20 protein-coding genes and 2 tRNA genes are annotated in these 20,670 nt (G+C 42.0%); 8 read left to right on the forward strand and 14 right to left on the reverse strand.

Features of this window, described 5'->3' with window-relative positions; translation table 11 throughout:
• Nucleotides 1-2: 2 nt before the first annotated feature.
• A complete protein-coding gene (locus tag VM932_RS06770) occupies nucleotides 3-1,331 on the reverse strand; it encodes a DUF4249 domain-containing protein (RefSeq protein WP_326278033.1) in 1,329 nt (442 codons plus the stop codon).
• Nucleotides 1,331-4,084: a TonB-dependent receptor gene (locus tag VM932_RS06775; RefSeq protein ID WP_326278034.1), complete on the reverse strand. Its 2,754-nt coding sequence runs from the start codon at nucleotides 4,082-4,084 to the stop codon at nucleotides 1,331-1,333. Before VM932_RS06775 ends, VM932_RS06770 begins: the two co-directional genes overlap by 1 nt.
• A 293-nt stretch (nucleotides 4,085-4,377) precedes the next feature.
• On the opposite strand from VM932_RS06775, the gene VM932_RS06780 reads away from it, so the two are divergent.
• Entirely contained in the window at nucleotides 4,378-5,988 is a 1,611-nt protein-coding gene (locus VM932_RS06780) for an amidohydrolase family protein (RefSeq protein WP_326278035.1), read from the forward strand.
• Between the two features lie 62 nt (nucleotides 5,989-6,050).
• Here the strand turns inward: VM932_RS06780 and VM932_RS06785 are convergent, their stop codons facing one another.
• The 6 genes from VM932_RS06785 to VM932_RS06810 form a co-directional block, all read right to left on the reverse strand.
• On the reverse strand, nucleotides 6,051-6,653 hold the full coding sequence (locus VM932_RS06785; protein ID WP_326278036.1) for a hypothetical protein: 603 nt from the start codon (nucleotides 6,651-6,653) through the stop codon (nucleotides 6,051-6,053).
• A 164-nt stretch (nucleotides 6,654-6,817) separates the two neighbouring features.
• Nucleotides 6,818-7,093: an ATP-dependent Clp protease adaptor ClpS gene (locus tag VM932_RS06790; protein WP_326278037.1), complete on the reverse strand. Its 276-nt coding sequence runs from the start codon at nucleotides 7,091-7,093 to the stop codon at nucleotides 6,818-6,820.
• A gap of 23 nt (nucleotides 7,094-7,116) precedes the next feature.
• Complete coding sequence (prmA, locus tag VM932_RS06795; protein WP_326278038.1) at nucleotides 7,117-7,950, reverse strand: 50S ribosomal protein L11 methyltransferase; 834 nt, start codon at nucleotides 7,948-7,950, stop codon at nucleotides 7,117-7,119.
• 3 nt (nucleotides 7,951-7,953) lie between these two features.
• The gene (tpiA, locus tag VM932_RS06800; protein ID WP_326278039.1) at nucleotides 7,954-8,703 is read right to left on the reverse strand and encodes a triose-phosphate isomerase; all 750 of its coding nucleotides are present in this window, start codon (nucleotides 8,701-8,703) and stop codon (nucleotides 7,954-7,956) included.
• Nucleotides 8,704-8,751: 48 nt separating this feature from the next.
• Nucleotides 8,752-9,891, reverse strand: a complete 1,140-nt coding sequence (locus tag VM932_RS06805; protein ID WP_326278040.1) for a BT_3928 family protein — start codon at nucleotides 9,889-9,891, stop codon at nucleotides 8,752-8,754.
• A gap of 182 nt (nucleotides 9,892-10,073) precedes the next feature.
• A complete protein-coding gene (locus VM932_RS06810; protein WP_326278041.1) occupies nucleotides 10,074-10,640 on the reverse strand; it encodes a DUF1599 domain-containing protein in 567 nt (188 codons plus the stop codon).
• 95 nt (nucleotides 10,641-10,735) lie between these two features.
• Here VM932_RS06810 and folP point away from each other — a divergent pair, with 95 nt between their 5' ends.
• On the forward strand, nucleotides 10,736-11,569 hold the full coding sequence (gene folP / locus VM932_RS06815) for a dihydropteroate synthase (protein WP_326278042.1): 834 nt from the start codon (nucleotides 10,736-10,738) through the stop codon (nucleotides 11,567-11,569).
• A 44-nt stretch (nucleotides 11,570-11,613) separates the two neighbouring features.
• The gene (cdaA, locus tag VM932_RS06820) at nucleotides 11,614-12,402 is read left to right on the forward strand and encodes a diadenylate cyclase CdaA (RefSeq protein ID WP_326278043.1); all 789 of its coding nucleotides are present in this window, start codon (nucleotides 11,614-11,616) and stop codon (nucleotides 12,400-12,402) included.
• Between the two features lie 8 nt (nucleotides 12,403-12,410).
• On the opposite strand, the gene VM932_RS06825 is transcribed toward cdaA, so the two are convergent.
• Nucleotides 12,411-14,183 (reverse strand): ABC transporter ATP-binding protein, encoded by a 1,773-nt coding sequence (locus VM932_RS06825; protein ID WP_326278044.1) that lies wholly within the window; start codon nucleotides 14,181-14,183, stop codon nucleotides 12,411-12,413.
• Nucleotides 14,167-14,922, reverse strand: a complete 756-nt coding sequence (gene truA, locus VM932_RS06830; RefSeq protein WP_326278045.1) for a tRNA pseudouridine(38-40) synthase TruA — start codon at nucleotides 14,920-14,922, stop codon at nucleotides 14,167-14,169. Before truA ends, VM932_RS06825 begins: the two co-directional genes overlap by 17 nt.
• An 88-nt stretch (nucleotides 14,923-15,010) precedes the next feature.
• Between truA and VM932_RS06835 the strand changes: the two genes are divergently transcribed.
• Nucleotides 15,011-15,505, forward strand: a complete 495-nt coding sequence (locus tag VM932_RS06835; protein ID WP_326278046.1) for a metallophosphoesterase family protein — start codon at nucleotides 15,011-15,013, stop codon at nucleotides 15,503-15,505.
• Between the two features lie 66 nt (nucleotides 15,506-15,571).
• Here VM932_RS06835 and VM932_RS06840 read toward each other — a convergent pair whose 3' ends face one another.
• Nucleotides 15,572-15,982, reverse strand: a complete 411-nt coding sequence (locus VM932_RS06840) for a DUF4293 domain-containing protein (RefSeq protein ID WP_163625981.1) — start codon at nucleotides 15,980-15,982, stop codon at nucleotides 15,572-15,574.
• A gap of 191 nt (nucleotides 15,983-16,173) precedes the next feature.
• Here VM932_RS06840 and rho point away from each other — a divergent pair, with 191 nt between their 5' ends.
• The 4 genes from rho to VM932_RS06860 all read left to right on the forward strand — a co-directional run bounded on the left by rho (nucleotide 16,174) and on the right by VM932_RS06860 (nucleotide 20,063).
• Complete coding sequence (rho, locus tag VM932_RS06845; RefSeq protein ID WP_326278047.1) at nucleotides 16,174-17,799, forward strand: transcription termination factor Rho; 1,626 nt, start codon at nucleotides 16,174-16,176, stop codon at nucleotides 17,797-17,799.
• Nucleotides 17,800-17,932: 133 nt separating this feature from the next.
• Complete coding sequence (locus VM932_RS06850) at nucleotides 17,933-18,574, forward strand: hypothetical protein (protein ID WP_326278048.1); 642 nt, start codon at nucleotides 17,933-17,935, stop codon at nucleotides 18,572-18,574.
• Nucleotides 18,575-18,708: 134 nt separating this feature from the next.
• Nucleotides 18,709-19,275 (forward strand): hypothetical protein, encoded by a 567-nt coding sequence (locus VM932_RS06855; RefSeq protein WP_326278049.1) that lies wholly within the window; start codon nucleotides 18,709-18,711, stop codon nucleotides 19,273-19,275.
• Between the two features lie 101 nt (nucleotides 19,276-19,376).
• Nucleotides 19,377-20,063: a hypothetical protein gene (locus VM932_RS06860; RefSeq protein WP_326278050.1), complete on the forward strand. Its 687-nt coding sequence runs from the start codon at nucleotides 19,377-19,379 to the stop codon at nucleotides 20,061-20,063.
• A gap of 63 nt (nucleotides 20,064-20,126) precedes the next feature.
• Here VM932_RS06860 and rpsT read toward each other — a convergent pair whose 3' ends face one another.
• The 3 genes from rpsT to VM932_RS06875 form a co-directional block, all read right to left on the reverse strand.
• The gene (gene rpsT / locus VM932_RS06865) at nucleotides 20,127-20,378 is read right to left on the reverse strand and encodes a 30S ribosomal protein S20 (protein WP_326278051.1); all 252 of its coding nucleotides are present in this window, start codon (nucleotides 20,376-20,378) and stop codon (nucleotides 20,127-20,129) included.
• 35 nt (nucleotides 20,379-20,413) lie between these two features.
• Nucleotides 20,414-20,485: transfer RNA gene (locus VM932_RS06870), tRNA-Glu, on the reverse strand.
• A gap of 74 nt (nucleotides 20,486-20,559) precedes the next feature.
• Nucleotides 20,560-20,631: transfer RNA gene (locus VM932_RS06875), tRNA-Glu, on the reverse strand.
• Between the last annotated feature and the right edge of the window lie 39 nt (nucleotides 20,632-20,670).

A 20,670-nucleotide genomic window follows, 5' to 3' on the forward strand; every position in this document is an offset into this window, starting at 1 on the left:
TTTTAATCGATCCAGAAATCCGGCTTTACATTACTTCCCAAAAGGGTACAATCTCCACATATTCGGGGCACAAACACATATGGTCCAGGACAGGATGCATTGGGCACCAAATTCTCATCGTAGCCCGAAAAATAGCTAATGGTCCCTATGTTCACTCTTTCTATTATGGATTGTGGACAGGGATTTGAAACAGGTTCTTGAATACAGTATGACGGGTGGGATTCAGGAACGGATTGCAAGAAACAATCAAAAGGAAAGGCAGGTAGCTCTTCGTCGGGGAAAAAATCCTCAAAATTAAAGAACAATCTCCTGTCCGACACCCCCACGGCCTCTACATACCCCAAGACATTTTCACTTGTCCCATCTTTTCTATGCACGTTTGCATAAAGTGCTCCTGGCTGTATCTGGGAAAATATATTATCCGATTGCGAAAAACTACTCAGGGTCTCGTAGAACGAATAGGCATCGGCAGACTGCACTTGCTGTTGCACCAGAATACTATATCGTTCCGAAATAATAAAATTGTCCTTACCAATAAAACGTACCATGTGCTTGGAAACTTTGCTTTCAGGATTTCCTGCAGTACTCAACTGTTCAATGGTATTGGAAGAAACGGTGTTATAACATACCCTATTCTCCACTTCCTTGGGTACAACTTCTAAATTGTATGTAGGCACAGGCAAAGCACAGGGGTCATAATCTGTTAACACAAAATCACTGCCTGTCCAAAAAGGAGAAACTATTTTATAGGTTTCTTCAAAAGTATATCTATAAAACTCCGTGTTTCCTTGTTCAGGGGCACTATCCACATAAATGGCCACACCTTCCGCCCCGCTGTCGCTGACGGCCTTTTCGGCATACACATTGGTGAGCTGTGACTTTCCCTGAACGCTCAAAGGGTCAGACACGTACTCTTGGCCATTGCTGGTCTGGATTTCCAAGGTGTACCCAACACCCATTTCCAAGGCAAACTGTTGGTTGGAGAGGTAGATGCCCTCCTCTCCTTCCGTAAAAGCGTATTGGGCACCATTGTCACCCAATACACGAACCGTGGCACCGCTTTCCATATCCACGGAATCAATGGGGCGACTGCCCAAGGGAATGTACGGGTTGTAAACCGTGTCCGTCTCAAGATCCAAACGAAGACTGCTCCTGCTCAAATACACTTTTTGGGTAATCATCCCATCGGTCAGCACAGCTTCCACCACCAAAGCGGCGGTTTGTTCCTCCTCGTCAAGCGTATCAAGTTCGAGTTCGTCCAAGCATGCGCCCAAGATCATTAATGACACTAGGCTCAAAACAATCTGATATGTAAATTTATAGCGCTTCATCAAAACTTGAAATTATAGGTTATGGAAGGTATGGGCATTCCAAAAATGGAACTTTGCAATGCTTTGACTTCCCCATCATCCGTCACAAAAAAAACAGAGTACGGGTTGTTCCGGCCCAGCACATTGTACACCTGAATGGTGATAAAACTATGGGCCAATTTGTCCTTCTTATGATTCCCTTCAATGTTGATTCCCAGATCCAAGCGATAAAAATCGGGTATCCTGTATTTATTACGATCACTGAACACGACATAATCGGCATTGTTGAACCTATAGGTTCCCACGGGATAGGTAATGGGTCTTCCTGTCTGATATACAAAGTTCATGGATACGCTATAACGTTTTGTAAATCTGTAATTGGCAATGACACTCAGGTCGTGCGGTTTATCAAAATTGGACGGAAAAAACTCCCCGTTGTTGATGCGTTCCTCACTGGTTTCCCCATCAAACCTATATTTGGAACGGGAATAGGTATAACTTAGCCATCCATTCAGGTCCCCCCTGTTCTTCTTTAAAAGAAATTCCACACCATAGGCCTTTCCCTCTCCTTGGAGTACTTCGGTCTCCACATTTTCATTGAGCAAGAGGTCGGCACCCGTTTTAAAATCGAGCACATCGTCCATTCGTTTGTAATACCCCTCCAAACTCAATTCATACATGTTCTCATTGAAATTTTTGAAGAATCCGAAAGTTGCCTGATACCCTTTTTGAGGCTTGATATTCAAATCCGAAAGTTTCCAAGTATCAATCGGGGACACCGTTGTATTATTGGAAAGTGTATGTATAAATTGATACGAATTATTGAAACTGGCCTTTACCGAGAAGTCCGGGGCAAACAAATATCTGGCAGCAACCCTAGCCTCCGGTCCACCATACGTTTTAATAAATTCACCGCTATCATAGCTTATAGTGTCCCGCACAGTAGATTCGCTTCGCGGTGCACCCTCTTGGTAGGTATTTTGTGTGGCTTCGCCCATGGCCGCATAAAAAGCGTATCGGGCTCCCACATTGAGCAGCAGTTTATCGGATATTTTAAACTCGTCCCCGACAAACAAAGCTCCTTCCAATGCCTGTTCCCGATCTATGTCAATAGGTTCTACATTGGAATCATTGCCTTTAGGTTCAATGCTTCCGGGTTCCACCGAGTAATATTTACCCGATATACCATAATCGAGTGTATGGGCATCGTTCAAACGGGTGTTCAACCGATACCTGAGCTCTGATTCGTTGATGGTATAGTCCAGTTCAAAATCACTGTTCCCATCGTCATCGTAATCAATTCCAAAATTATAATTGCTGTTACTTGCCGTGAGCACTCCGGTGCTTTTCTCGCTCAGCTTATGTGCCCAACGTACGGAGCCCAAACGGTTACTGTAATTATAAAGGGAATCGGAAGTGATGCTAAAATTGTCCTTGCTGTAATAGGCGGTACCACGGATTTCACTGTTTTCATTGAATTTATGATGATATTTTACGATTCCATCAAAAAATGATGCCTCGCTGTTGCTCAGGTCCTCATCATCCAAAGCTTTCAATATCCAATCGGCATAGGCGCCCCTACCTCCTATAACCAAGGAGGAAACCTCCTTTTTCAATGGAATTTCCAAAGCTAGGTTTCCGGTAACCGGGCCTATGGAGCCCTCTCCCGATATTTTTTGGGTATCCCCGTTTTTGGTCTCAATATCGAGCACCGAAGAAAGCCGACCACCAAATTCCACGGGCGGTGCCCCTTTGTAGATGTTGACTTTTTCCGTTGTGAACGGGTTCAATGCCTGAAAAATCCCAAAGAAATGGGTTGGGTTGTAAATGACAGCATCGTCCAACAAAACAAGGTTTTGGTCGGTCTTGCCCCCTCTAACATTGAGCCCAGAAGCCCCTTCACCGGCCGAGGAAATCCCGGGCAGGGCCTTGGCCACTTCCAATATATTGCGTTCCCCGAGCACCAAAGGAATATCCTTGGACTCCTCGGAGCTTATCTCTTCGCTGCCGGAAACTGCCTCTTGAACATTGCTCACTGCATCTGCTTCGACCACAACTTCCTGCAACTGTTCCAGACTTTCCTGTAATTGAAGGGTCAGGGTGCCTTCGTTGTACATGATGACTTCGCGTTCCGAATCCCTTATTCCCATGGCACTGGTAGAAATAAGGTTATATCCGGCCGGCAATACCAACTCGTACTCCCCTTGCTCGTTTGTAACGGTTACACCACTCCTACCTTTCACCCTAATGGCCAAGTCAGGTATAGGGGCACCTGTTTCGGCATTGATTGCCCTCCCGGACAATCGGTAGGTTGGCCTTAAATACTTTTCATCGGCTCTTCCTATACGAACAACTGGAACTTTTTCCGTGGTTTGGGATACTTCATCATTATAAAATGTGGGAGGAGGAATATTTCTTTGACCTTGCACAACCGTTGTATTCCCTAAGGTGTCCTTTGTTTGATGAAAGCTGGGAGGGAGTTCATCGTAGATAACCGTGTTTTGAAGCAAAAACACACGTTTTTCCTCTTCAAAAAGGTAAAAGTTCAATTGAGTCTCGGATAGAACGATTTCCAAAATATCGGAAATAGTAGCCTCTTGAAAGTTTTGTTCCACCTTAAGATCTTCAACCCAGGCATCGAGGTAGAAAAAGGAATAACCGGATTTTTCCTCCAATTCCTTAAAAAATTCAGGGAAGGTCCTTGATTCGCCCAATAGAGTTATTGGAGCATTTTGCGAGAAAGTAAATTGCACCACAAAAAGGATTGCGAACAAACTTCCTTTCTTTATCGAAAAAGAACGAGGTTTAGTAAAAAAAGTCAATGGTTTGTTGAATTAGCTTGTAACAATTTAATAAAAAATCAACAGGTTGGTTAAATTAGCATGTCAAAAAAAATGTTTTAATACGTAAAAATTGCATTTGGATTCCCGTTTTCACGGGAATGGCAGTTTCAATGGAAACCCCAATGCATGCATGCGGGGAATTTTTTTCGATTAAAAAACAACAACATCCTTACAAAGACCTTTATAAAACTTTTGCCTAATTTACATCCAACCAAACCGATCCTATGAAGAATCTCAAAGCCAAAACTTTTCTATTTGCATGCTTGTTATTAAGTATTTATGTGAAGGCTCAAATTGAAAAGGCCCCTCCAAGAACCGATGGAGAAGGGCCTTGGTCGCAATTAATTATACGGGGGGTAACCGTAATAGATGGAACCTTGTCGCCTCCTATCGGCCCAGTGGACATTGTAGTGGAAAACAATCGGATTTCCTCCGTGCAAGTGGTAGGTTTCCCGGGAATGGACATTGACCCTAACAGAAGACCAAAGCTCAAACCTGGCGGAAAAGAGCTCAATGCGGAAGGTATGTACTTGCTCCCTGGGTTTGTGGATACGCATGCACATATCGGGGGCACCTCACAGGGAACACCTGCCGAATATGTTTACAAGTTATGGATGGGGCATGGCATTACCACCATTTGCGACCCAGGTTCGGGCAATGGAATTGATTGGGTGCTGGACCAAAAGGAGAAAAGTGCAAAAAACGAAATTACCGCTCCAAGAATACAGGCTTACACTTGGTTCGGCAGCAATTTAAACGGAGAACGGGGACGAGGGGACATCACTACCCCCGAAGCTGCCCGGGAATGGGTCAGGGCCAACGCCAAAAAAGGTGCAGATGGCATTAAGTTTGGTGGAGGCCTGCCCGAGGTAATGACCGCGGCCTTGGACGAAAACAAAAAAATGGGGCTGCGCTCCAAGACCCATCATGCCCAATTGTATGTAGGCAGGTGGAATGTGCTCCATAGTGCTAGAGCAGGACTTACTTCCATGGAACATTGGTACGGATTACCGGAAGCCATGTTCGATGACAGAACTGTTCAAAACTATTCTTTGGATTACAATTACCAAAACGAGCAAGACCGCTTCGGTGAGGCTGGTCAACTTTGGGCACAAGCTGCAAAGCCATTTTCCAAAAAATGGAACGAGGTGATGGACGAACTGATTTCCTTGGATTTTTCCCTCTCGCCCACCATGGTTATTTACGAGGCCAACAGGGACTTACAAAGGGCCAGACGTGCCGAATGGCATGAGGAATACACACTCCCCTCTCTTTGGGAGTTTTATGCGCCGAGCAGACAATCCCATGGATCCTACTGGCATTATTGGGGTACGGAACAAGAAATTGATTGGAAGGAAAACTATGAGCTTTGGATGGCTTTCTTGAATGAATATAAAAACAGAGGAGGAAGGGTCACGGTGGGCACCGACGCTGGATTTATCTATCAGCTTTATGGTTTTGCCTACCCCCGGGAGATGGAACTTTTGCGCGAAGCCGGTTTTCATCCCTTAGAGGTAATTAAGGCCGCTACCCTAAATGGTGCGGAAGCCCTTGGCTTGGATGATGAAATAGGAACCATAAAAGTTGGGAAACTGGCGGATTTTGTGATCATCGAAGAAAATCCCTTGGAGAACTTAAAAGCGCTCTACGGTACAGGGGCCATTCAACTACAGCAGGACAATAGCATTGAACGTGTTGGAGGAGTAAAGTATACCATAAAAGATGGGATAATCTACGATGCCAAAAAGTTATTGGAAGATGTAAGGAAAATTGTCGAGGAAGCTAAAGCCAAGTCCAATTACCAAATCGTTCAGCCTGGGATGAAGCCTGAATAACCATAATTGCAATAAAAATCAAAAGGCGATGACCGGGATTGGTTACCGCTTTTATATGAGGTTTATTTTGCCAATGAGTCCAACATACGTTGGGTGTTTTCCAATTCCCGTTGCATTTTCTCGTTCTCCAAAATATACTGTTCTCGCAACTGATCTATTTTTCGTTCAAACTCGTCGGCAGGGACATATTCCGGCTCCAGGAGAGTTTCTTTAAAGATACTGACCAATGTAAACAAAAAGCTGATCGCCACCGCTACTATAAGTCCTACGAGCATCACTTTTTCCCGTTTCAAATCTGGAGTGTTCTTCTTCAGTAGTTCCCTTTCCTCCTTGGTCAATTTTGGCGTACCCGATAACTGCCCTAGAAACGCATCCCACTTCTCCTCTTCCTTTACATAAAGATTCATAAATCCTCCTTCATCCAAAAAATCTTCGGTATGGGATGTAGAGGCCAACATAAAAATATCCATACCATTGCCACTCATTACATCCAGTAAATCGGGGTCGTAAGTTTGGATTTCATGCACCAATTTTTGAGCATATTCCAGACTATAATTGGGTCTTAAAAATTCATCGTAAAGGGTTTGGATTTGGAAGTAATCGCTTCGCTCCAAGGCATATTCCAAAAAACGATCTTTTAATTCAGCCTTAAAAAATTCACTCATTTTTCAGAATGGGTGGTTAGTGGGTTGGTTTTTGGTTGTTTAGGCTAAATATGAAGAATTGGGATGGTAAGGGATGCTAGTTCAAGGTAAAGAATTCATGAGCTTTAGTTTTGAAATATTGTTATGTCGGTTTGAGGTGGAGAACTTTTGCTGGAATTGGCAAGTTAAACAATCTCGGCACTTAAGCCCGCCTGCAACAGCTTACTGCATTTAGGCTTTAGGGCAGCATACTCTCCCGTTTTTACGGTGCACTTCCCTTTGTAATGCACAATCAAAGAGCACTGTTCGGCTTGTTCTGGCGTATGCTCACAAACATTGATCAGTGTTTGAATAACGTGATCAAAGGTATTGACATCGTCATTAAAAAGAACTATCTCGTGCTCATTTATGGTCTCTTCGTCCAGAAGGACACCTTCCAACTCTTTTTCTTTAGTTCCCATAATCTCTTGGAGTTTACGTATTTCTAATTTACATATTTTGCTGCAACCCAGTTATTCTTCTCAATATTTTTTTCAAATTCCAAACCGTAGGCGTCACATTTTGAAGAAATTGCATCTAAATCCTCCAAATAGAAGCCACTTAAAAATAAGAAACCTCCCTTTTTTAAGCAAGTTGTGTATATAGGAATATCTTCCAATAAAATATTCCGGTTGATGTTGGCCAGAACAACATCATATTTTTTTCCATCCAGCAAACTACTGTCGCCCTGAAAAACTTTTATATCTGCACAGTCATTGCGCTCCACATTTTCCTGGGTATTCAAATAACACCACTCATCAATATCAATGGCCTCCACTTCGGAAGCTCCTTTCTTTTTGGCCAAAATGGCAAGAACACCTGTTCCGCAACCCATATCCAAGACCGATTTTCCTGAAAAATCCGTATCCAGAATATGTTGCAACATCATGTGCGTGGTTTCGTGGTGACCGGTGCCGAAACTCATTTTCGGCTCTATGACAATATCATAATCAACCTCAACGGCCTCGTGGAAAGGTGCACGAACCATACATTTTTCCCCTACTTTAATGGGATGAAAGTTCTTTTCCCATTCTGCGTTCCAATTCTGCTGTTCAATTTCTTTACTGGTCCAGCTTATCTCAAAATTTGGATTTTGGCATACGAACAGATCCTCCAATACCCCATCACGCCATTCGCATTTTAGGATGTAGGCCAAAAGTCCTGTTTCATTTTCCACAAAACTTTCGAAACCCAATTCCCCCAACTCCGCAATCAAAATATCTGTCGCGGGTTGGAGCGGGTCAATCTTAAAATCGTATTCGAGGTATGTCAAGGACATGGTTTAAATCGCCTTGATGATATCCGTAAAATCGCTAGCCACCAAAGAAGCGCCACCGATCAAACCACCGTCCACATCCGGCTTTGAAAATATCTCGGCCGCATTGGCAGGCTTTACACTTCCTCCGTACAAAATGGAAACATCTTCGGCAATGGAAGCATTGAATCCTTCTGCAATTGTCTTTCTGATGAACGCGTGCATTTCCTGAGCCTGCTCCGGACTTGCAGTTTCACCTGTACCAATGGCCCAAACCGGTTCATAGGCAAGTACTATTTTACTCCAAGCGCTGGGATCCAAATCAAAAAGGGCGTTTTTCAATTGGCTTTCCACAACAGCAAAGTGCTTATCTGATTTTCTATCTTCCAGCTCTTCTCCAAAACAGAAAATAACCTTCAAATCCTTCTCAATGGCTGTTTTTACCTTTTTGGCCAAAAGAGCATCGTCCTCACCAAAGTAAGCACGTCTTTCGGAGTGGCCCAAGATTACGACATCCACACCTAAACTAAGTAGCATATCCGCTGAAATTTCTCCTGTATAGGCGCCACTTTCGGCAAAATGCATGTTCTGCGCAGCAACTTGCATTTTGGAATCCTGAAGTGCTTGTTGTGCAGCTTGGAGGTTTACAAAGGTCGGTGCTACGATTACATCGGCATCGGTATCGGGTAGTTTGGCGGAAAGCTCGGCCAACAATTCCTCCGTTTCTTGAAGGTTTTTATTCATTTTCCAGTTTCCTGCCACAATCTTTGTTCTCATGTTATTTGTTATTATGTTATACTGTTTGGTGTTTCGATTCCTTTATGATCAGAAAGTAAGTTCATCAAAATCGTTGTAGTGTACTTTTTGCTGAATGGTTCCCTTGCTGAGCACCAAAATAGCTGGATTGGAACGCACAATGGTCTTCAATGTGGTCTCATCGGTAAAATAAAACTCAAAGTCCAGTCCGTAGGTATCTATCAACTTATTGGCCATATCGCTGCTCGAAGCGGACATCCCAATGACTTTGTATCCTTTTTGTTTTGCTCTATCGACTGTTTTCTTGAGCTCAGGATAAATTTCATTTTGTGCGGCCTCAATTTCTTCATTGGTTGCACCTGTGGTCAAACCACCTGTTTTTCTTAAATCATAGGCTATCACCATCACCAATTTATCTTCTTCCAAAAGTTCCGCTGCATAATCCTGACCTTCTTGTTCTATGGTAAAATCGTGGATGGGTGGTTCGTACCCTGCTTGGATTTCGGTAGTTTCCACATCAATAAATTCGCCATCCACCGTTGGGTAATCTCCCTCAGTAATATAAATTTGCTCTTCTCCGTTTACCATAAAACGCCATGCATACTCGTAAATAGGTTGTGGAGCATTATCGGGGACGGACATTCCTTCTTGGATATTTGCCCCAATTTTATAAGGCCTAAAATCTACCGTAGGTAAATGGGCCAAAACATGGTTGGCGAACAAAATACAGGCCAACAATGCCACTCCCCCAACAATCCAATTGGTTTTGGGACTGAACAAGGGTTTGATATATTTTCTGCCGAAAAACAGTATCAGAATAAATATCAGCAGAACCACATCCTTGGTGAAGGATTCCCACGGGGTTAGTTTGATGGCGTCCCCAAAACATCCACAATCGGTTACTTTATTGAAATAGGCCGAGTAAAAGGTAAGAAAGGTGAAGAAGACAATCATGAGTAAAAGACTCCAAACCGTGAATTTGGGTTTAAACCCGATTAGGAGCAAAACTCCAAGAATCACCTCAACAATCACTACAAAAATGGAGATTCCCAATGCCAAGGGGGTTAAAAAAGGTAAGTCCAACACACCTGGGCTAAAGTATTCTTCCAGTTTAAAGGAAAACCCCATGGGGTCGTTCAACTTTATAAGCCCGCTGATAATGAACAGCACCCCCACTATAATTCTTGATATCCAAACTAAATATTTCATATACTATCAAAATAATTTTTTCACGAAACAAAAAACGCCGACCTGACGCGGATCCCACCAATTTTCAACAAAGTATAGGAAGCCATAGACACAATATGTGATTGATGATAAACCCAACTATCTTCTTTTGTCTTTGTTCTTGTCTCTTTTCCCCTATATCCACATTGCTCTGTCATGCGCTGTTATTTGGATTTTGGTGCTTGGATTTTGGAATTTTCGCTCAAGTGTATGAGCGCAAAAACTGCATAATTAACCATATCCTGATAGTTGGCATCCACACCTTCACTCACCAAGGTAGCCCCTTGATTGTCCTCAATCTGTTTTACGCGCAACAACTTTTGCAAAATTAAATCCGTAAGTGAGCTTACCCGCATATCCCTCCAAGCTTCACCATAGTCGTGATTTTTGTCTTCCATCAATTTTTTGGTGATGGTGACTTCCTCATCATAAAGTGCAATGGCTTCATCAGCCGTTAGGTCCGGTTGTTCCACCACACCTTTTTTAATTTGAATAAGCGCCATAATGGAATAATTGATAATTCCGATAAACTCCGAACGCTCATCCTCATCCACTTTACGCACCTTGTTCTGTTGAAGGCTTCGAATGCGCTGGGCCTTTATAAAAATCTGATCTGTTAATGACGGTAACCGTAGGATTCGCCAAGCTGTGCCGTAATCCTTGGCCTTTTTCAAAAACAATTCCCGGCAGGTTTGTATCACCTCATCGTATTGTTGGGAAGTATGCTGCATGTATTGTTGCTAATTTGCGTAAATTTCGTCCAACTTGCTTGTGCCCAAAAGCACTTTGCCAAAGATAATGAAACCCAACAAAGCAGATATTTTTTATGACCATAAACTGCAAAGGTGAACTTGTAGACCTAAAAAGGCCCAAAGTAATGGGCATCCTCAACCTTACACCAGATTCTTTTTTTGATGGTGGAAATTACAAGAATGAAGGTTCCATACTCACCCAAGTTGAATATATGCTCGACCATGGTGCCACTTTTATTGATATGGGCGCCTACAGTTCGCGACCTGGTGCCGAACATGTTCCAGAGGATGAGGAATTGCGCAGAATGGTTCCCGTTATCGACCTTATCCTAAAAAGGTTTCCCGATACTTTGATTTCTGTGGATACCTTCAGAAGCAAGGTGGCTGCAGAAAGTATTGAGCATGGTGCGGCCATTATTAACGACATTGCTGCCGGAAATTTGGATGATGAAATGTTTGGAACCATCGCAAAGTACCAAGTTCCGTATATTATGATGCACATGAAAGGCACCCCGCAATCCATGCAAAAAGAAGCTACCTACCATAACTTGATCAACGACCTCAGGATTTATTTTTCAGAAAAAGTCCAGAAGGCCACATCCCAAAAAATAAATGATCTTATTATAGACCCAGGCTTTGGCTTTGCCAAGACAACGGAACAAAATTATACGCTTTTAAACCATTTGGATATGTTCCAAACCTTTGGTTTGCCTATTTTGATTGGGTTGAGCAGAAAATCCATGATCTACAAAGTGTTGGAATCATCCCCACAAGAGGCATTGAACGGCACCACGGCCCTGCACACCATTGCCCTTTTAAGGGGTGCAAACATTATTCGGGCCCACGATGTAAAAGAAGCTACGGAATGTGTTAAACTTGTGGAAGCCTTAAAAGAGAACGCACTCTGATTTGAGGTTCTCCTATTTTTGCTAATTTTACAAAAACACTGCGGTTGGATTTTTTAAATTTTCTCGAGTTCAAGATTACGGATATTATCGACATAGTCCTCGTGGCCGCACTCCTGTATTACATTTACAAATTGGTCAAGGGTACGGTCGCCATCAATATTTTTATTGGGATAGTGATTGTTTGGGCGCTGTGGAAACTAACCGAATTGCTGCAAATGAGAATGATCAGTAGCATGGTCGGCGGCTTTATGAACATTGGCTTGATTGCCTTGATCATTGTGTTTCAGCAAGAGATTCGAAAGTTTTTGCTGATGATCGGCTCCACCAACTTCGCCTCCAAACGCAATATTTTTAAACATTTTAAATTCCTAAAGCAAGAGGCCATTGCCACCAATACCGATGTGGATGCCATAATTGGTGCCTGCGAACGCATGGGCAGCTCCAAAACGGGGGCACTGATCGTAATTGAACGCAACAATTCCATGGATTTTGTTAAATCTACGGGGGATGCCATGAACATAAAGGTGACCCAACCTATATTGGAAAGCATTTTCTTTAAAAACAGCCCGTTGCACGATGGGGCCATTGTGATCCAAGATAACTTTATTACCGCTACAAGAGTGATTCTACCGGTTTCCAACGACCGAAACATTCCCCTCCGTTTCGGATTGCGACATAGGGCTGCCGTGGGAATCACGGAAAAAACCGATGCACTGTGCTTGGTAGTGAGCGAGGAAACAGGTTCCATATCCTACATTAAAAATGGGGAGTTTGTTCCATTTAAAGGAAGAGAGGAATTGATACATCGTATTAAAAAGGATTTGGAGCAATAAAATCCAGATTAAGCCACCTCCTCGGCCAAAAATTGTGCAGTGTACAAATCGTTGTAGTAACCGCCTTTTTCAAGAAGTTCTTTGTGGGTGCCGATTTCGACAATCTCCCCCGCATCCATCACTATGATCTTATTCGCTTTTTTGATGGTCGCCAAACGGTGTGCAATGATAATGGAAGTCCTTCCCTCGGTAATCTTATCCGTAGCGCGTTGTATTAATTGCTCGGAATAGGTATCTACGGAAGATGTGGCCTCGTCCAAAATCAAAATACTTGGGTTGCTCACATAAGCGCGCAAAAAGGCAATAAGCTGACGTTGACCACTGGAGAGCATGGTGCCGCGTTCCTTTACATTATATTGGTAACCTCCCGGCAAACTTGAAATAAACTCGTGTACGCCAATTTGCTTGGCCGCGGCTTCAATCTGTTCCGTGGTAATGGACTCATCGCGAAGCGAAATGTTGTTTGCAATGGTATCGGCAAACAGAAAAACATCTTGCAGTACAATCGCAATGTGGGAACGTAGTGATTTTAAGGTGTAGTCGTCCAAACACACATCATCCACCAAAATTTTTCCGGAACTGATTTCATAGAATCGATTGAGCAGATTGATGATGGTAGATTTACCCGCACCCGTTGCACCAACTATGGCCACCGTTTCCCCTGCTTTCACTTTAAAGGAAATTCCGTGAAGTACTTCTTCATCGGGCACATAACCAAAACGGACATCTTTAAATTCAATATCGCCTTTTACATCTTCTTTCTCAACGGTTCCCTTATCATCAATATGGCTGTCGGTATCCAAAATCTTGAACACACGGTTGGCAGCTACCATCCCCATTTGCAGGGTGTTGAACTTATCCGCAATCTGACGAAGTGGTCGGAACAACAGATCCATCAAGAAAAAGAAAGCGACAATGGCCCCTTTGTTGTCCATCCCCACATTTTCTATATTCTGAATCACACCGAAATACACCACCAATCCAATACCAATGGAGTTGGAAATTTCCGCTATCGGAAAAAATATGGAGTTGTACCATACCGTTTTCAACCAAGCGTTTTGATGCTTTTCGTTGATGGCCCGGAACTTTTCCTTTTCAATTTCCTCACGGTTGAAGAGTTGCACGATTTTCATTCCTGCGATGCGCTCTTGCACAAAGGAATTAAGGTTGGACACTTGGGCGCGCACTTCCACAAAAGCTACCTTCATGGCTTGTTGAAAGAGACGGGTGGCAATCAAAATAATGGGCATAATTGCAAAAACAATCAAGGCCAGTTTCCAATTAATGACCACCATAATGATGGCTGCCGACAACATTTTAAGGGCATCGGCCACAATCATAAAAAATCCCTGACTGAATATTTCCCCTATTCGCTGCATATCCGCCACCGCCCTTGTGACCAAAACGCCGATGGAAGAATTGTCGAAATAGGTCATTTTAAAGCTGGTCATCTTCTCAAAAAGATTGATTCGGATATCGCGTATTACAGACTCTCCGAGTAAGTTCGCGTAATAGTTGAACAACAATTGTGTGGTTACCTGACCCAACAAAAAGGCCAACATGTACAAGACGTTCTGAAGCAGCTGACCCGAGTCCTTATTTTCCAAAGATTGATTTATGATGGTTTTGACCAACAACGGAACCCCAATAGCGAAAGCTGCGGACAGGATGGCCACAATGGCCACCAACCAAAAAATGCCCCTGTAGGGTCTGGTCCGTGAAAAAACCCGTTTGAACAATCGAAAATCAAACGCTTTTCCTACATCATCCTTTTTGCTCATCAAAAATTTCTTTTGGATATAAAACCTTGGTCAAATATAATCCTTTTGCCGGGACAGAGACGCCTGCCTCTCCCCTATCTTTACTTGCAACAATTTGATGGATCTCTTCAGGGGACATTTTCCCCATGCCCACATCAAGCAAAGTGCCTACAACGGCACGTACCATATTCCGTAAAAAACGGTCGGCCGTAATGGTGAACACCCACTTATCATCATCAATTTTCCAGTGAGCTTCGCGAACATCGCAATTGAACGTTTTTACATCGGTATTGGATTTGGAAAAACATTCAAAGTCGGTGTATTCCAACAATATTTTAGCTGCCTTGTTCATGGCTTCTATATCCAACGAATGTTTTACAAAATGGGCATGATCGAAAAGAAATGGATCTTTTTCTTTCACCAACCAATATTCGTAGGTACGTTGCACGGCATCAAACCGGGCATGGGCTTCAATAGCAACTTGATGGATTCTTTGCACCGCGATATCATCTGGTAAAAAAGCATTCAACCGATATATTAAGTCATCTGTATCGGAGATGGGCTCAAAGTCAAAATGGCCAAACATCTGCCTTGCATGTACACCGGCATCGGTTCTACCGGCTCCCACCACTTCCACCTTTTTACGTAAAAGTGTGGACAGTGCCTTTTCCAAAACCTCCTGCACGGTTATGGCGTTCGGTTGATTCTGCCATCCGTGGTATGCCTTACCGAAATAAGAAAATTGGATAAAATATCTCAATGTGATCCCTTACTTTTAAGCCCATAAAGATAATTCAATCCTTTCCAACACAAATTCAACCTTAAGGTTTTAGCATATTTTTAGCGAAATGACGAAAATTTTATTGCTTTCCGACACCCATGGCCACATGGACAACACCATTTTAAAATATGCCGCACAGGCCGATGAAATATGGCATGCTGGCGATATTGGAAGCATATCCGTAACCGACCAACTAGAAGCTCTTAAACCTGTTCGAGGGGTACATGGGAACATTGATGACCATGTGATCCAAAAAGAGTTTCCAGAAAACAACCGGTTTATGTGCGAGGGAGTAGATGTGTGGATTACCCACATTGGGGGTTATCCCGATCGATACGATGTTCGGGTACGGGAAGAAATTAGAAATAATCCACCCAAACTTTTTATTTGTGGCCACTCCCATATTTTAAAAGTGATGAACGACAAAAAACTGGGGCTTTTGCACATGAACCCGGGTGCGTGCGGCAACTATGGATTCCACCAAGTGCGGACGATGTTGCGCTTTGTAATCGATGGGGATAAAATATCGGACTTGGAAGTGGTGGAACTTGGAAAACGATAGCCCAAAACATAAAAACCCCGGCCTAAGCCAGGGTTTTTTCGCACTAATACTACTAAGATGTTAGGTTCAACGTAAGCGATCAACAGATTTTACAAGATCTTCATCCTTTTTGATAGCTCTGTTGGCCAGAACCAGAAAAACGATAGAAAATACAGGAATCAGCATCCCAATACCCTTCTCAGAAACTACAGTTTCTCCGGATAAGCTTAGCGATCGATAAACGAAAAATCCTAGTAAAAAAAGGTTCAATATCATATTCAATCTGTTTACCACAAATTGATTTTGTCTTTTCTTGTACATTACAATCGAAACTACGGCCAAGACGGTTACCACATAAAAAACCAAGCTTACAATAACTTGATCTTGGGCAAATACTTCCCTTCCGCCTACTTCCACCCATAAATTCAGAAAAAACGGAAGTATGCCCGATATAAGCCCTACTATCAGTAAAAATAACGTTTGTATCCGCTGAATCATTGTGCAAATTGATTTCGAATGCCAAAAATAGGCGTCTTTTTGATAAATAAGGCCTTATTCTTGAAAAATTATTTGTAATATTGTCACGTTATTATAAAGCACCTACCTCGGAATTCTTACTCCAGTAGTATCCAAAGATAACTTTACTTCAAATTTTAGAATAACACAAGTTTAACTTATTCCATTACTTAATGTTCGAGATTTCAGATCTAAAAGCTAAAAAGCTTCCTGAGTTGCAAGAAATTGCAAAGGGTCTTAATGTTCCCAAATTCAAATCATTGAAAAAATTGGATCTAGTATATCAAATACTGGACGTCCAAGCATCCAACCCTAAAGCTGTTGCAGAAACTGTTACAGCAAGCGCAGACGAAAAGCCAGTGCCAAAACCTAAAAAGCCCAGAGCTCCTCGCCCTAAAGCTTCGGAGACGAAAAGCACGGAAGGTGACGCTCCAAAAAAAGCACCTCAAAAAAGAGAGCCCAGGAGCAAAAAAGAGGACTCCAAACCTCAAGGAAAACCTCAGAAAAAGGACAACAAGCCACAGGACAACAAGTCTCAAGACAATAAAGCCCACGGCAGCAGCAACTCCCAAAAGAACCAAAACAACAGGAGAAACAACCAACATAACAAACCACACCACGATAAAAAGAACAGCAATTTTGACAAGGATTTAAAGAACAGGTACAAAGAGCCTGAATTTGAGTTTGATAGCATTATTGAGAGCGAAGGTGTGCTGGACATTATGCAGGATGGTTACGGATTCCTACGGTCCTCCGATTACAATTACCTGTCTTCTCCCGACGATATTTATGTTTCCCAATCACAGATAAGATTGTTCGGACTTAAGTCCGGGGATACAATTTTAGGAAACATTAGACCTCCAAAAGAGGGTGAAAAATATTTCCCGCTGATCAAAGTGAACAAAATCAACGGATTGGACCCACAAGTGGTTCGTGACAGAGTGGCTTTTGAGCACCTTACCCCATTGTTCCCTAAGGAAAAGTTCAAGTTGGCGGAAAAACAAAGCACTATTTCCACAAGAATTATGGACCTGTTCTCCCCTATCGGGAAAGGACAAAGGGGAATGATCGTTTCCCAGCCCAAAACGGGTAAAACCATGTTACTTAAGGATATTGCCAACGCCATTGCAGCTAACCACCCCGAGGTATATCAAATCATTCTATTGATCGATGAGCGCCCCGAGGAGGTTACCGACATGCAACGCAACGTACGTGGTGAAGTAGTTGCCTCTACCTTTGACAAGGAAGCCACCGAGCACGTAAGAGTAGCCAACATTGTATTGGAAAAAGCAAAACGATTGGTGGAATGTGGTCATGACGTAGTGATCCTTTTGGACTCCATTACGCGTTTGGCCCGAGCCTATAACACCGTACAACCAGCATCTGGTAAAGTATTGAGTGGTGGTGTGGACGCAAACGCACTACATAAACCAAAACGTTTCTTTGGTGCGGCCCGTAACATTGAAAATGGTGGGTCATTATCCATTATTGCAACGGCCTTGACCGAAACCGGTTCCAAAATGGACGAAGTTATCTTTGAGGAATTCAAGGGTACAGGTAACATGGAGCTTCAGTTGGACAGAAGAATCTCCAACAGAAGAATCTTCCCTGCCATCGACCTTATTTCTTCCTCAACACGAAGAGATGATCTGTTGTTGGATGAAAACACCATTCAACGTATGTGGATCATGCGCAAATATCTTGCAGACATGAACCCTATTGAAGCAATGGAGTTTATGGAGCAACGTATAAAGCAAACCAAGAACAACGAGGAGTTTTTACTCACCATGAACGAGTAAAACCACACAACACTCCATATCATAATGTTACAGGCCCTTCAAGTTTTTTGAAGGGCTTTTTGTTGAGCCAATTTATAGAAAAGGCATATCTTTAGTCCGGTTTCCTCAAAAACTGAACATTAAATACTTAACTATGAAAAACAACCAAAAGGCCGTAATTGCATTTTTTGGGGCCACATTACTTTTATTTGGAGCTTGCCAACAAGGGCCCAAGAAAGATGAACCAACCGAACCAGAAGAAGTTTTACCGCCCGAAGGCATTATTTCTTTAGAGGAATCCAAATCACTCTACGATAATTACACCAAGAACAGGGTAGGTGTAATCGAGGAATATGAAATGGAGCGATATCCTGACAGAAAGCATATTCCCGCTCGCTTTACATCCTTTAGCTATGCAGACATAAAAGACTATATGGCCTACGTAGAACAAGAGGCCAAAGAAGCTGGCGTTGAAGTTGCATCACTACGTCTATATTTTGCCAATTATCCGGATAAAGAAAGGTTTCCCGACGGAAAAAAAGTTGTACATCCAAGGCAGAATTCTATTTTTTTAGTCCCCACAACAATTATTGATGGCAAAGAACTCGGATTCTATATTGGTGCAGACGGAAAGGCAAAACCAATAAAAGGTGTTGTGGGCAACTCGGAAACAGGTGAAAAAGATGGACCAAACACATCCCAAGCGGGTTTTGCCCCATCACTCTTTCAGGATGACATTAAGAGTTTGAACCTCAATCATGGAACTTCTGGCCCTCCACCGTACACAGATTTCTAATATTAGGCTCTATGCCAGAAGATTTTATCAGAATTTTTAAGGATCATTTTTATATACCAATATATTTTTTGACTTGGTTAATATCGGTGATTAGGTATAAAAGGTTTTATGACACACCTTTAAAATACTTACCCATGCTAATCATCTATACTTTTTTTACTGAGTTATTGGGTTATTTTATTAAATATAGTAATGAGTTCCTATTTTTTTCTGATTCAAGATATGCATGGCACAATGTTATTATTTTTAATATTTATCAAATAATTTTCTTTCTCTTTTTCTTCGAGGTATATCGAAAAGTGGCCCGGAATAAATCAATCAAAAAACAGATTCGCTACTTAAGTATTCTTTGCGTGCTATCCTATATTGCCAATGCAATAATCTACAACCCCCTGCACAATCAAATGACCTATGGCCATATCATAGGCTCTCTCATGATGGTCTATGTCATTATTCAATATTTCAAGGAAAAAATACAAGAAGAAAAGACGCAACCATTAAAATTCAATCTAATGTTTTGGATCAGCTCGGGTTTGATGGTTTTTTACACATTGTTTCCCATAATTTCTGTAATCTACCTGTTAGATTTTAATATAGGCGTCCAAATTTATTTTAGACCATTATTGTTAACATCCATAACCTTAATGTATGGACTTATCATTTTGGGCCTGCTCATAGGAAAAAGAAAAGCATTTAGGTAAAAAAGCCTTCCAAGTAAAAATAAAAGCCTCCAACCTCGGAGGCTTTTATTTCTTACCTTGATTTACCTTTAAAAGCTTTGAGAACCGGACAGCGACCAATAATGGAAGGATTTTACAACTTTATTACCGAACAATACATTCTTCCCTTCTATCTTATCGTCTGGATTGTGTCCGTGGCCTGTTACCGATCGTATTTTGACACCCCACTAAAGTACTATCCCATTTATTTGATGTACACTTTCCTTACGGAGCTATTGGGGTATTTCATTAAACACTATAACGAATTCCAAGTAGTGAATGTTGAAAAGTATAGTTGGTACAACGTCATTATATTCAACATCTATTCCGTGATTTCATTTTTGTTTTTCTACTATATCTACTGGAAAATGGTTCAAAACAAAAAACACAAAAAGTGGATACAAATTGGGGTCTTGACAAGTATTTCCGGTTATGTAATAAGTCTATTTTTTCAAAATCCTTTGTACAGCAACCTTTACTATGCCGACATGATCGCTTCCTTTATTTTACTTTTTAGTATATGGCTTTATTTAAAAGAAAAAAAGAACGAACCTACACCCTACCCCAAGAAATACAACCTCATGTATTGGATGAGTTTGGGATTGATAATCTTTCATTCCGTTTTTCCATTTTTGTTTTGGGTTGGATATGAAGCCCCAAAAATTTGGGTAGATTATCACTTTCGGAGCATATTAAGAATATTGATCCTTATCATGTACGGCACTTTTCTGTTGGGCGTACTTATTCATAAAAGAAAGGCTTTCAGATAAGATTGTTAAAAACAAAAACGCCCCCAATTTGGAGGCGTTCAGAATATTGTGGTCAAACTAAAATTACATTGCTGCAACTAGAGTCATCAATTTACTCTTTAGGTTTGCGGCCTTGTTGTTATGAATGATATTTTTCTTGGCCAATTTATCAATCATACCAACTACGGTAGGCAACAAAGCCTCAGCAGCTTTTTTATCTTCCTCGTTACGCAATTTTTTGATGGCGTTACGCACAGTTTTGTGCTGGTACCTGTTACGCAAACGTACTGCTTCGTTTCTTCTGATTCTCTTTAATGCTGACTTATGGTTTGCCATTGCTTAAATTTAATTCTTTCTAAATCCTTTTGTTGTAGCCCGTAGGGGAATCGAACCCCTGTTACCAGGATGAAAACCTGGCGTCCTAACCCCTAGACGAACGGGCCATTATTTCAATTTCAAAATTTTAAGCTACAAAGTTAAAAAAATAAGCAGCTTTTTAGCCTAAAACTTTTCTTCGTAGCCCGTAGGGGAATCGAACCCCTGTTACCAGGATGAAAACCTGGCGTCCTAACCCCTAGACGAACGGGCCATTTGGTTGCGTAATTGCGGATGCAAAAATACAACTATT

The organism is Flagellimonas halotolerans, assembly GCF_035818535.1.
Lineage (GTDB): Bacteria > Bacteroidota > Bacteroidia > Flavobacteriales > Flavobacteriaceae > Flagellimonas > Flagellimonas halotolerans.